Here is a 12330-nt window from a genome sequence, read left to right as displayed (position 1 = left end):
TCTATGGATAACCGACAGCTTAACTTTTCCCATCTTTTATATCTGACCGCCCACCACTGGCGCCTGGCGGTCAACCGTCGGCTCAAGGACCTCGGCATGAGCCAGGCCAGCTGGGTCGCCGTTTCCGCCATCGCGCGCAACGAAAAGCCGCTATCGCAAAGCGAGCTGGCCCAGGAGCTCGGCGTCGAAAGCGCAACCCTCGTACCGCTGCTCAACCGGCTGGTCGATCTCGGTCTGGTCGAGCGGGTGAAAACCGAACGCGACAAGCGTAAACGACTGCTGATCGCTACCGCCAAAGGCCTTGAGGTGTATCAGCAGGTGAAAACGGTGGCCGATGATTTGCGGGAGGAGATCCTTACCGCCATTACCCCCGAAGAGCAGCGGCAGACGCAGCGGGTACTGGAGAAGCTGCTGCGCGAGGTTGAGAAAAAATAATGCCGCGTCGTCACGCTAATCCCTATGTTCCTCACGACTGGGCCCCGCACGAAAAACCGGCGATCCTCGGCTCGCCGTCGACCCCCATTCACAGTACGCCAAAACGTATTGCCTACGGGATCGTCGGGCTGCTGGTCTGCCTGACGGGCGCGCTCGGCAACGCGGTGGTAACCGCCAATCTCCAGCTGTTGCAGGGTACCTTTGCCGCCTGGTCAACCGAGATTGCCTGGCTCCCGGCGGTCTACGTGATGACCAACGTCTCCATAAACCTGCTGCTGGTGAAGTTTCGCCAGCAGTTCGGCCTGCGCGCTTTTACCGAGGGTTTTCTCGTTCTCTACGTGCTGGTGACCTTTTTCCACCTGTTCGTTAACGACCTCAGTTCAGCGCTGATGGTGCGCGCCGCCCACGGCATGGTAGCCGCAGCGCTAAGCTCGCTGGGGATTTATTATCAGGTGCAGGCCTGGCCCGCCCGCCATCGGCTCAAAGCGCTGACCATCGGCATCACCGGTTCATCCCTGGCGATCCCGCTGGCGCGCCTGTTCTCAACCGAGCTGCTGCAAATCGACGAGTGGCGCGGGCTGTACTTCTTTGAGCTGGGGCTGGCGCTGGTGTCGCTGGCCTGCGTGATCGCCCTCAAGCTGCCGCCAAGCGATCGTAAAAAGGTGTTTGAGAAGAAAGACTTCATCACCTTCTTCCTGCTGGCGCCGGGGATGGCGCTGGTCACCGCGGTGCTGTCGCTGGGACGGCTGGACTGGTGGTTTGAAGCGCCGTGGATCGGCTGGGCGCTGGCGGGCGCGGTGGTGCTGATTGTCTCCGCGATTGCCTTTGAGCATAACCGCAGCAACCCGCTGCTCAATATCAAATGGCTCTCCAGCGGCAGTATTCTGCGCCTCGGGCTGATTATGCTGCTGATCCGCATCGTGCTGGCGGAGCAGAATACCGGCGTTATCGGCTGGCTGCAGTACGTCGGTTTGCAGAATGAACAGATGACCAACCTGGCATGGTCGATTTTCGCCGGGATCGTCTGCGGCATCGTCGCCAGCTGCCTGACGCTCAACCCGCAGCGCCTCTACTGGCCCACCGCCACGGCGCTGGCGTTGATTATGGTTGCCTCGCTGCTCGACAGCCAGTCGACGATCCTCACGCGACCGGAGCAGCTGATGTTCAGCCAGTTTCTGCTGGGCTTCGGCAGCGCCTTTTTCCTCGCCCCGGCGATGCTGGCGGGGATTGGCGGCGTCATTGCCGACCAGCGCAACCTGGTGAGCTTCTCGGTGCTGTTCGGCATGAGTCAGAATATCGGCGGCCTGCTGGGCTCCGCTATTCTCGGCACCTTTCAGACCTGGCGGGAGAAGTTTCACTCCAGCCAGCTCGCCGACCAGCTTACCACACTCAATCCGCTGATTACCGAGCGTTTGCAGCAGTACAGCCAGATGTATCAAAGCCAGATTGGCGACAGCACGTTGCTCAACGTTCAGGCCACCACGCTGCTGCAAAACGCCGCCACCCTGCAGGCCAATATTCTCGCTTACAATGATACCTATCTGCTGACGGCGGCGATTTCAGCCGCCACGCTGGTATGGGTTTTCTGGCGCTTAATAAGATTACGTATTACCGCTCGTATCGCGCTGAAGCGCGCGACGGGAAGCAAATAAAAATTTTCACTCTGGAGTTATTATGAGTCAGCAGGATGCGGCCAAACAGCAGGCCAATACCCGAAATAATATTCGCATCGTCTCTATTTTTACCGCCGCCGCCATTGGCATCGTTGGCGTACTGGTTATTCTCTACGCCTGGCAGCTGCCGCCGTTTACCCGAGAAAGCCAGTTTACCGATAACGCCTACGTTCGCGGGCAAACCACGTTTATCAGCCCGCAGGTCAACGGTTATATCACCGAGGTTAAGGTCCAGGATTTTAATCAGGTAAAAGCCGGCGACGTGCTGTTTCAAATCGACGACCGCATCTATAAGCAGCGCGTCCATCAGGCGGAAGCTCAGCTGGCGATGAAAGAGGCGGCGCTGAAGAACAATCAGCAGCAGCGTAAAAGCGCCGAAGCGGCCATCACGCGTAACGAAGCGGCGCTGCAAAACGCCCGCGCGCAGAATCTGAAAACCCAGGCGGATTTAAAACGCGTTCAGGAGCTGACCGCCGACGGCTCGTTATCGATTCGCGAACGCGATTCCGCCCGCGCCAGCGCGGCGCAGGGCACCGCGGATATCGAGCAGGCCAAAGCAACGCTGGAGATGTCGCGCCAGGATTTGCAATCAACCATCGTTAATCGTGACTCGCTGCTCGCCGACGTCGCCAATGCGAAAGCCGCGCTGGAGCTGGCGCAGATAGACCTGCAAAACACCCGTATTATCGCGCCGACGGACGGTCAGCTTGGGCAAATCTCCGTTCGCCTTGGCGCATACGTGACCGCCGGGACGCATTTGACCTCGCTGGTGCCGCCGCAGCACTGGCTGATCGCTAACCTGAAAGAGACCCAGCTGGCCCAGGTGCGCGTCGGACAGCCGGTGACCTTTACCGTGGATGCGCTGAACAGCGAGAAATTCACCGGTACGGTGCAGAGCATCTCCCCGGCGACCGGCGTGGAGTTCAGCGCTATTTCGCCGGATAACGCCACCGGTAACTTTGTCAAAATCGCCCAGCGCATTCCGGTACGCATCGCCGTTGATGAGGGGCAGAAAAACGGCCAGCGCCTGCGGCCGGGCATGTCGGTGCAGGTCACCATCGATACCCGCGCGGAGGAGCAGCAATGATCCGTCCGCTCGCTCTCGCCGTTATGCTTGCGCTGGCCGGCTGCCAGTCCGCCGACGTTCAACGGGCCGCGCCCGGGCTGCAGATCCCCGCCGCCTGGCGGGCGGATGTCGGCCCCTCCAGCCCGGTTGAGGGCGTGTGGTGGCGCAACTTCCACGACAGTACGCTCAATCTATACGTTGACCAGGCGCTGCGCTACAACAGCGACGTGCTGATAGCCCGCGAACGGGTCAACGAGTACCAGGCGCGGGCTTACGCCGCCGATAGCAGCCTGTTTCCCTCCCTTGACGCCGGATTGACCGGCACCCGCGCGCGGTCACAGTCGGCCGCTACCGGCCTGCCGGTCCACAGTACGGTGTATAAAGGCGCGCTAACCGCCAGCTACGATGTTGATCTCTGGGGCGCAAACCGCAGCGCCGCCAGCGCGGCGCAAGCCAGCCTGGAGGCGCAAAAGGCGGCTGCCGCAGCGGCGAATCTGACCGTCGCCTCTTCGGTGGCGGCCGGCTATATCACCCTGCTCTCGCTGGATGAACAGCTGCGGGTGACGCAGCAAACGTTAAAATCGCGCGAAGATGCCTTCAACCTGGCGAAGCGCCAGTTTGAGACGGGCTATACCTCACGCCTGGAGCTGATGCAGGCGGACTCCGAACTGCGCTCCACGCGCGCGCAAATTCCGCCGCTGCGCCACCAAATCGCCCAGCAGGAAAATGCGCTCAGCCTTCTGCTCGGCGCCAATCCGGACGCCGTTAAGCGCAACGCGTTCGCGCAGCTGTCGCCGCTATCGCTACCTTCCCAGCTGCCGTCAACCCTGCTCAACCGCCGACCGGATATCGTTCAGGCCCAGCGTCAGCTGGTGGCCGCCGACGCCACCCTGGCGTCATCGCAGGCGCAGCTGCTGCCGTCCATTAACCTTACCGCCACCGGCAGCCTGCAGGATCGCACCCTGCCCGACCTGCTGGATAATCCGCTACGCTTATGGAGCCTCGGCGGCAGCATTCTGGCGCCGCTGCTCAACCGCCAGGCGCTGAATGCCCAGGTGGACGTTTCGATGGCCCAGCGCAATCAGGCGCTGTTTAGCTATGAGAAAACGGTACGCGGCGCGTTTAAAGAGGTGAATGACAGTCTCGATGCCATCGGCCGCTACGGCGAGCAGCTGGCGGAGCTGCAGGCGCAGGAGAAGGTGGCCCAGGAGACGCTGCGCATCGCGCAAAACCGCTATCGCAACGGCTACTCCTCCTATCTGGACGTGCTGGACGCCCAGCGCACGCTGTTTTCCACCCAGCTCAGCGTGGTACAGGTAAAAAACAACCTGCTGCTGGCGCAAGTTGATTTGTACCGGTCGCTGGGAGGCGGCTGGTCTGATTCATCAGGGATGTAATACGGGAAATCTGACATGCAACAACAGTGGTCGGCAGTAGATAATTATCTCGTGACAGCGTTAATCCCCACCGATCCGCTACTCAGCCAGGTTCTGGAGAATAACCAGCGCGCCGGGCTTCCGGCTATCGACGTTGCCGCTAATCAGGGGCAGTTTCTGGCCCTGCTGGTGCGCATGACGGGCGCCAGACGCATCCTCGAGATTGGCACGCTCGGCGGCTACAGCACCATCTGGATGGCCAGAGAGTTGCCCGCCGATGGCGAATTACTTACCCTGGAGGCCGACGCGCACCATGCCGCCGTCGCCCGCGAGAACCTGCGCCTGGCGGGCGTGGACGATCGCGTTGCGGTGCTGGAAGGTCCGGCGCTGACCAGCCTCGAAACGCTGGGAGAGCGCCCGCCGTTCGATCTCATTTTTATCGATGCGGATAAGCCCAATAATCCCCACTATCTGCGCTGGGCGTTACGCTATTCCCGTCCGGGGACAGTGATTGTGGGCGATAACGTGGTGCGCGATGGCGAAGTGACGAATCCGGATAGCGCGGATGAGCGGGTGCAGGGCGTCAGAGCGTTTATCGACATGATGGGCAGCGACCCGCGACTGACGGTCACGGCCCTGCAAACCGTGGGCAGCAAAGGCTGGGATGGGTTCACCCTCGCGTGGGTGAACGCCTGACGCTATCCGCCTTCCCCGGCAGCCTGCGCCACCGGGGAAAGCGACGGCCTAGGCCGTAATCTGCTCCATTGCCTGCAGTACCCGCTTGTCGGAAATCGGATACGGCGTGCCGAGCTGCTGGGCGAACAGGCTGACGCGCAGCTCTTCAATCATCCAGCGGATCTCCTGCACGTCGTCATCCTGACGGCGCTGAGGCGGCAGCTTATTCAGCCACTGCTGCCACGTCTGCTGGATGCTCTCCACTTTAAGCATCTGCGCGCGGTCGCGGTGCGGATCGATGGCCATTTTCTCCAGCCGTTTTTCAATCGCCTGCAGATAGCGCAGCGTGTCTCCAAGGCGGCGGAAGCCGTTACCGGTGACGAAACCGCGATACACCAGCCCGCTCATCTGCGATTTGATATCCGACAGCCCCAGCGCCATGGTCATATCCACGCGCCCTTTCAGGCGTTTGTTGACGTTAAAGACCGCGGTCAGGATCTGTTCGACCTGTTTGGCAATGTCCACAACCGTCTCGTTCAGCTCGGCGCGCACCTTTTCATGCAGCGCGGCAAAGCCCTCTTCGCTCCATACCGGGCCGCCCGCTTCGTCAATCAGCTTATCCACGCCGCAGGCGATGCAGTCATCGATCAGATCCAGCACTTTACCGTAGGGGTTGAAATAGAGCCCCAGCTTGGCTTTATTCGGCAGCTTTTCGTGCAGATACTTTATCGGCGACGGGATATTCAGCAGCAGCAGGCGGCGCAGGCCGCGCCACATCTCCTGCTGCTGCTCCAGCGGATTATCAAACAGCTTGATGGCCACGCTGTCGCGTTCGTCCACCAGCGCCGGCCAGGCCTTAACTTTGTAGTTGCCGCGCTTCTGCTCGTAGCTTTCCGGAAGCCGGCCAAAGCTCCAGATATGCAGCCCGCTCTGCTCGATACCGTCATCGGCGACCGCGGACAGCGTCTCCTGCACCTTACCTTTCAGCGCATCTTTCAGATCCTGCAGCGAACGCCCTTCCTGCAGCTTCTTGTTTTTCTCGTCCACCACCCGGAAAGTGATTTTCAGGTGATCGGGCACCTGATCCCATTGCCAGGCCTCGCGGTCGATAGTCACGCCGGTCATCCGCCGCAGCTCGCGCTCCAGTGAATCCAGCAGCGGCAGCTCCAGCGGCGTCGCGCGGCCGAGAAACGCTTCCGCGTAGTTTGGCGCCGGAACAAAATTGCGGCGCACCGGCTTCGGCAGCGATTTAATCAGGGCGATAACCAGCTCCCGGCGCAGCCCCGGGATCTGCCACTCAAACCCGGCCTCTTCCACCTGGTTGAGCAGCGGCAGCGGAATATGCACCGTCACGCCGTCGGCGTCGGCGCCCGGCTCGAACTGATAGGTCAGACGCAGCTTGAGGTTGCCCTGATGCCAGAAGTTCGGATAGTCGAGCTTGCTGACCTGCTCCGCGCCTTCCTTAATCAGCATGCTCTTTTCAAAGTTGAGCAGATCCGGCGTCTCGCGGCTGGCCTGCTTCCACCATTTATCAAAGTGGCGCGCGGAGATGACGTCATGGCTGATGCGCTGGTCGTAGAACTCAAACAGCGTTTCGTCATCGACAAGAATGTCGCGACGGCGCGATTTATGCTCCAGCTCTTCAATTTCGTTGCGCAGCTTCAGGTTTTCGCGGAAGAAAGCGTGGCGAGTCTGCCAGTCGCCCTCCACCAGAGCGTGGCGGATAAAGAGCTCGCGGCACAGCGCCGGGTCAATCTGGCTGTAGTTGACCTTGCGGGCAGCGACAATCGGCAGGCCGTAAACGGTCACCTTCTCCGTCGCCATCACCGCGCCCTGCCCGCGCTCCCAGTGGGGTTCGCTGTACGAGCGTTTGATCAGATGCTGCGCCACCGGCTCGACCCACTCCGGCTCAATGCGCGCGGCGATGCGCCCCCACAGGCGGCTGGTCTCCACCAGTTCGGCGACCATCGTCCATTTCGGCGGCTTTTTAAACAGCCCCGATCCGGGGAAGATGGAGAAGCGGGCGTTGCGCGCGCCGGTAAACTCCTGCTTGTCGGCGTCTTTCATACCGATGTGCGACAGCAGACCGGTCAGCAGCGCGGTGTGAATTTCGCGATACTCCGCCGGCTCGCTATTGACCGGCAGGCCGAGCTCTTTGACCACCTGACGCAGCTGGGTGTAGATATCCTGCCACTCGCGCACGCGCAGGTAGTTGAGAAAATCGACCCGGCACTGGCGGCGGAACTGGTTCGAGGAGAGCGCTTTTTGCTGCTCGCCCAGGTAGTTCCACAGGTTGACGAACGCCAGGAAGTCGGACTCTTTGTCGTGGAAGCGGCGGTGTTTCTCGTCGGACGCCTGCTGCTTGTCCATTGGCCGCTCGCGCGGATCCTGAATAGAGAGCGCCGAGGTGATAATCATCGCCTCGCGCACGCAGCCGTGTTTTTGCGCTTCCAGCACCATGCGCGCCAGACGCGGGTCCACCGGTAGCTGGCTCAGCTGGCGGCCCATCGGCGTCAGCTTATAGGCGGTCTGCTGTTCGTCAGTGGTAATCGCTCCCAGCTCTTCCAGCAGGCGCACGCCGTCCTGAATATTGCGTTTGTCCGGCGCTTCAACGAACGGGAACGCGGCAATATCGCCGAGCCCGAGCGCGGTCATTTGCAGAATAACCGACGCCAGGTTGGTGCGCAGAATCTCCGGGTCGGTAAACTCCGGACGCGACAGGAAGTCGTCTTCAGAATAAAGACGAATACAGATCCCTTCGGAGACGCGGCCGCAGCGGCCCTTACGCTGGTTAGCCGACGCCTGGGAAACCGGCTCAATCGGTAGGCGCTGTACTTTGGTCCGGAAGCTGTAGCGGCTGATACGCGCGGTGCCTGGATCGATAACGTACTTGATGCCCGGCACGGTCAGCGAGGTTTCCGCGACGTTGGTGGCCAGCACTATCCGCCGCCCGCTGTGGGCCTGGAACACGCGATTCTGTTCGCTGTTGGACAGTCGCGCATACAGCGGCAGCACTTCGGTATGGCGCAGATTCAGCTTATTGAGCGCATCGGCGGTATCGCGAATTTCGCGCTCGCCGCTCATAAAAATGAGGATATCGCCGGGGCTTTCACGCCCGAGCTCATCAACGGCGTCGAAAATCGCCTGCAGCTGATCGCGCTCGGTGTCGTCGGCGTCTTCAACGATGGGTCGATAGCGCACTTCTACCGGGTAAGTGCGCCCGGACACTTCGATAATCGGGGCGTTGTTAAAGTGGCGCGAGAAGCGTTCCGGATCGATGGTCGCCGAGGTGATAATAATTTTCAGATCCGGGCGACGGGGCAGCAGTTCCCGCAAATAACCGAGCAGGAAGTCGATATTGAGGCTGCGTTCGTGCGCTTCATCGATAATGATGGTGTCATACTGCATCAGCAGCCGGTCCTGCTGGATTTCCGCCAGCAGAATACCGTCGGTCATCAGCTTAACCATGGTGTTATCGCTGACGTGGTCGCTAAAGCGGACTTTATAGCCGATGCAGCCGCCGGGCTCCGTTTGCAGCTCTTCGGCGATACGGTTGGCGACGGTACGCGCGGCCAGGCGACGCGGCTGCGTATGGCCAATTAAGCCTTTAACGCCGCGCCCCAGCTCCATACAAATTTTTGGCAGCTGGGTGGTTTTCCCCGACCCGGTTTCCCCCGCCACAATTACCACCTGGTGATCGCGAACGGCTTCGAGAATCTCCTGTTTTTTCTGGCTAACCGGCAGGTTTTCCGGATAAGCGATCGCCGGCCGCGCGGCTTCGCGCAGCAGGACTCTCCCTGCCGCCTGTTCAATTTCTTGCGCCATCTCCTGAAGAATGGCCTGTTGGGCATCAGGATTTTTAACCTTCTTCACGCCGTGCAGGCGACGGGCGAAGCGCGACTTATCGCGCAGCATCAGGCCATCAAGCCGTTCAAAGAGCGATGAGAAGGTTATTTTTTGTTGTTCTGTCATAGCGTTATCGGGCAGCGCACTGCCGGGAAAAATCTCTTTTGAAGTATTGCGTTAGAGTACCACATCCGCGCATTTCGTGCCTTGTTCAAAAAAACTGAATACAGAGTTCGATTTATTGCGCTTTCTCTGTGGCATGATTGTGAATAGAGTGTCAACAAGCACCAGGGCATCGGCCCGTCAATCACATTAAAAAAGGAAACACCCATGAGCAAAGTATTAGTTCTGAAATCCAGTATTCTGGCAGGGTACTCGCAATCTGGTCAGCTGTCCGACTATTTTGTTGAACAATGGCGTGAAAAGCACGCGGAAGACGTTATCACCGTGCGCGACCTGGCTGCAAACCCAATTCCGGTACTGGACGGTGAGCTGGTTGGCGCTCTGCGTCCGAGCGACGCGCCGCTGACGCCGCGTCAGCAGGAAGCGCTGGCGCTTTCTGACGAACTGATCGCTGAACTGCAGGCGAACGATGTGATTGTTATCGCGGCGCCGATGTACAACTTCAACATCCCGACCCAGCTGAAAAACTACTTCGACCTGGTGGCGCGCGCTGGCGTGACCTTCCGCTACACCGAGAAAGGGCCGGAAGGTCTGGTGAAAGGTAAACGTGCGGTTGTCGTCACCAGCCGCGGCGGTATCCATAAAGATACCCCGACCGATCTGGTGACCCCTTACCTCTCCACCTTCCTCGGCTTTATCGGCATTACCGATGTGAACTTCGTGTTTGCTGAAGGCATCGCCTACGGCCCGGAAGTCGCAGCGAAAGCGCAGTCTGATGCGAAAGCCGCTATCGACAGCGTTGTAGCCGCGTAAGAGTTGACTCCTCCCGCTTCCCGGCGGGAGGAGAGTTTCATTTTTTCTCGTAGCGCAAATACCCCACCACGCCACCGCCGCCATCTTTCGGATGATTCACGCCGTCGTTGACCTCCACGCAGGGAAAATCGAAGGGCGACAAGCCGTCAATGCAGGCCACATTCACGCCGTACTGCTGCGGGTTTGAACGCCGCTGATGAAAGGTGTAGATCCCGCATACCGAGCAGAAAAAGTGCACGGCTTGACCGGTATTAAAACGATACTCCGTGAGCTTATCCCGTCCGCGCACCACCTCTATTCCTGAAAGCGGCGCGGAGACCGCGACCGCCCCACGCATCCGGCAATATGAACAGTTACAGCGGCGAACGGTGTTGAAGCCATCGCTAAGCTCAACGGTAAACGCCACCGCGCCGCAGTGGCACCGAGCGGATAATTTCTCTGCCATGATTTTTCCCCTCAGGATGAAGATTTCGGCCGCAAATTCTCGTCAAAGGTCAGCCGCTTTCTGTCCGACTCTGCTTCTTTGAGCGGTTCCACCTGATGCAGCGTCTGTTTGCAGCGCTCCACCAGCACCTGATACTCCCGCGTCCCCTGCTTCTTCCAGGCCAGCTCCTGTTCACTTAATGTACGAATGGCTTTTGCCGGACTGCCGACAATCAGATGGTTGGCGGGCATTTCGGCGTTGGCTTTCACAAAGGCCGAAGCGCCGACGATGCTGTTTTCCCCAACCCTGGCCCCGTCAATAATCACCGCGCTCATCCCCACCAGCGCGTTGCGGCCGATGGTGCAGCCGTGCAGAATCGCGCCGTGGCCGATATGTCCCTCTTCTTCCACCACCGTGTCCTGGCCGGGAAAGCCGTGCATCACGCAGTTATCCTGGATGTTAGCGCCATCTTTCACCACGATACGGCCAAAATCGCCGCGCAGGCTGGCGTTAGGGCCGACGTAGACCCCTTTGCCGAGGATCACGTCGCCAATCAGCACGGCGGTGGGATGAACATAGCTTTCGTCCGGTACAACCGGCGTCATACCGTCAATCTGATAAATGGGCATAGTGCCTCCTTATACGCCCGACAGCCCGCCGAAGCGCTGGAAATAGAGCGGCCCCGGCGCGGGAAGTTCCCCCACCGAACTTTCGCCCTTCTCGCCGACAAACGCCAGCGCGCCGGGCGCAACGCGTTGATAAATATTGATGCACAGCTGGCGCGCGGTTTGTCCGGCCCAGTGCGCGGGGAGCAGTTCTTCGGGCAGCAGCGGATCTTTCAGCACCACCCGGCGATAGAAGTGAATCAGCAGGAGCTGAATTTGAAAGCAGCGTTCAGGCGTCAGCTCCGCGGGCTCGCAGTCGCGAAGCAGCGGCAGCAGCGGTCGAAACAGGGCGATAAACGTTTCATACATCGCGTTCTGCTCGGTAAGATGCCAGCACTCTTCAACGCGAGCGCGCAGCGCCGCCCGGGAGAGCGCCAGCGGGGAATGCGCTTCGAAGCAGATAACGTTTTCCGCTACGCCCGCTTCGTGCAGCAGAGATTGCACGTCCGCCAGCTTCTGCGATGGCGAAGCCAGCAGGCTCGGCGCCAGCGCGCCAAATCCCTGCCACAGCAGCTGTTTTTTGACTTCCGCCAGAGTGCTCTTCTCCAGCCCTTCCGACAGCAGCAGCAGCCAGGTACCGTCCCACTCCGGGGCGCTGGCGCGATAGATTTTATGCTCCGCCCGGCGGGTCAGGCGCAGGCCTTTGTCGCTGAGGCGGTAGAAGCTGCGGCGGCCAATGCGCACCACATCGAGCCACTCTTCTTTATTCAGGCGGAACAGCGCGGTACGCACGAATCGTTCGCCGAATCCGAGCCCTTCCAGCAGCGCCGCCACGCTGCCGAGCCAGACCTCTCCGCCGCGCTGGAGCAAGGCGTCGCCGTATAAAGAAGCAATAAGCGAGGTCCCGCTGATGGGCATCGCGGCGACGGCCTGTTGAATAAAGGTGTCGAGTTTACTCATCTGATTCATTCTGTTGTGATTTTTGTCCTTTTTGAATCATAGCACAGGAAATCCCGGAGGCGGTGCTGACGCACCTGTCCGGGCTACCGCCCCGCAGACGACGGTGAATTCGTAGCCCGGCTAAGCGCAGCGCGAGCCGGGAAGAGGCCGAGCTGATACATCAACCCCGGCACACTCCCCGGGTCGCGGCGTAAACGCCTTACCCGGGCTACCGCCCCGCAGACGACGGTGAATACGTAGCCCGGCTAAGCGCAGCGCGAGTCGGGAAGAGGCCCAGTGGATACATCAACCCCGGCACACTCCCCGGGTCGCGGCGTAAACGCCTTACCCGGGC

General features: G+C 60.2%; 10 protein-coding genes. 6 read left to right on the top strand and 4 right to left on the bottom strand.

Translation table 11 applies throughout. The features are described from left to right. Positions 1 to 3 precede the first annotated feature (3 nt). Genes SIK97_RS19575 through SIK97_RS19555 form a run of 5 tightly spaced genes read left to right on the top strand, consistent with a single transcriptional unit; the run spans position 4 to position 5246 of the window. Positions 4 to 435 carry a MarR family winged helix-turn-helix transcriptional regulator gene (locus tag SIK97_RS19575; RefSeq protein ID WP_014229199.1) on the top strand — a complete coding sequence of 144 codons (432 nt, stop codon included), beginning with the start codon at positions 4 to 6 and terminating at the stop codon, positions 433 to 435. Continuing rightward, on the top strand, positions 435 to 2087 hold the full coding sequence (locus SIK97_RS19570) for an MFS transporter (RefSeq protein ID WP_014229198.1): 1653 nt from the start codon (positions 435 to 437) through the stop codon (positions 2085 to 2087). Before SIK97_RS19575 ends, SIK97_RS19570 begins: the two co-directional genes overlap by 1 nt. A 22-nt stretch (positions 2088 to 2109) precedes the next feature. Beyond that, positions 2110 to 3195 (top strand): HlyD family secretion protein, encoded by a 1086-nt coding sequence (locus SIK97_RS19565; protein WP_049102419.1) that lies wholly within the window; start codon positions 2110 to 2112, stop codon positions 3193 to 3195. Beyond that, positions 3192 to 4571 (top strand): efflux transporter outer membrane subunit, encoded by a 1380-nt coding sequence (locus SIK97_RS19560; RefSeq protein ID WP_014229196.1) that lies wholly within the window; start codon positions 3192 to 3194, stop codon positions 4569 to 4571. The genes SIK97_RS19565 and SIK97_RS19560 overlap by 4 nt, the downstream gene beginning before the upstream one ends. Positions 4572 to 4586: 15 nt before the next feature. Beyond that, positions 4587 to 5246, top strand: a complete 660-nt coding sequence (locus SIK97_RS19555) for an O-methyltransferase (RefSeq protein ID WP_049102426.1) — start codon at positions 4587 to 4589, stop codon at positions 5244 to 5246. 48 nt (positions 5247 to 5294) lie between these two features. Here SIK97_RS19555 and hrpA read toward each other — a convergent pair whose 3' ends face one another. Beyond that, entirely contained in the window at positions 5295 to 9197 is a 3903-nt protein-coding gene (gene hrpA / locus SIK97_RS19550) for an ATP-dependent RNA helicase HrpA (RefSeq protein ID WP_032749267.1), read from the bottom strand. 204 nt (positions 9198 to 9401) lie between these two features. Between hrpA and azoR the strand changes: the two genes are divergently transcribed. Next, on the top strand, positions 9402 to 10007 hold the full coding sequence (gene azoR / locus SIK97_RS19545) for an FMN-dependent NADH-azoreductase (RefSeq protein WP_014229193.1): 606 nt from the start codon (positions 9402 to 9404) through the stop codon (positions 10005 to 10007). 37 nt (positions 10008 to 10044) lie between these two features. On the opposite strand, the gene SIK97_RS19540 is transcribed toward azoR, so the two are convergent. The 3 genes from SIK97_RS19540 to paaX are packed head-to-tail and all read right to left on the bottom strand — an operon-like array spanning position 10045 to position 11996. Further along, the gene (locus SIK97_RS19540) at positions 10045 to 10455 is read right to left on the bottom strand and encodes a GFA family protein (protein ID WP_100248309.1); all 411 of its coding nucleotides are present in this window, start codon (positions 10453 to 10455) and stop codon (positions 10045 to 10047) included. A gap of 8 nt (positions 10456 to 10463) precedes the next feature. After that, entirely contained in the window at positions 10464 to 11060 is a 597-nt protein-coding gene (gene paaY, locus SIK97_RS19535; protein ID WP_057173854.1) for a phenylacetic acid degradation protein PaaY, read from the bottom strand. A 9-nt stretch (positions 11061 to 11069) separates the two neighbouring features. Next, the gene (gene paaX, locus SIK97_RS19530; RefSeq protein ID WP_165795106.1) at positions 11070 to 11996 is read right to left on the bottom strand and encodes a phenylacetic acid degradation operon negative regulatory protein PaaX; all 927 of its coding nucleotides are present in this window, start codon (positions 11994 to 11996) and stop codon (positions 11070 to 11072) included. Positions 11997 to 12330: the final 334 nt, after the last annotated feature.

The organism is Klebsiella sp. JN_Kp126 (genome assembly GCF_033843325.1).
GTDB lineage: Bacteria > Pseudomonadota > Gammaproteobacteria > Enterobacterales > Enterobacteriaceae > Klebsiella > Klebsiella michiganensis.
This window is presented reverse-complemented; position numbering and strand designations above follow the sequence as displayed.

Bases quoted from the DNA above. Each gene is read 5' to 3' on its own strand.
- SIK97_RS19575 (WP_014229199.1), top strand. From the start codon at position 4: ATGGATAACCGACAGCTTAACTTTTCCCATCTTTTATATCTGACCGCC.
- SIK97_RS19570 (WP_014229198.1), top strand. From the start codon at position 435: ATGCCGCGTCGTCACGCTAATCCCTATGTTCCTCACGACTGGGCCCCG.
- SIK97_RS19565 (WP_049102419.1), top strand. From the start codon at position 2,110: ATGAGTCAGCAGGATGCGGCCAAACAGCAGGCCAATACCCGAAATAAT.
- SIK97_RS19560 (WP_014229196.1), top strand. From the start codon at position 3,192: ATGATCCGTCCGCTCGCTCTCGCCGTTATGCTTGCGCTGGCCGGCTGC.
- SIK97_RS19555 (WP_049102426.1), top strand. From the start codon at position 4,587: ATGCAACAACAGTGGTCGGCAGTAGATAATTATCTCGTGACAGCGTTA.
- hrpA (WP_032749267.1), bottom strand. From the start codon at position 9,197: ATGACAGAACAACAAAAAATAACCTTCTCATCGCTCTTTGAACGGCTT.
- azoR (WP_014229193.1), top strand. From the start codon at position 9,402: ATGAGCAAAGTATTAGTTCTGAAATCCAGTATTCTGGCAGGGTACTCG.
- paaY (WP_057173854.1), bottom strand. From the start codon at position 11,060: ATGCCCATTTATCAGATTGACGGTATGACGCCGGTTGTACCGGACGAA.
- paaX (WP_165795106.1), bottom strand. From the start codon at position 11,996: ATGAGTAAACTCGACACCTTTATTCAACAGGCCGTCGCCGCGATGCCC.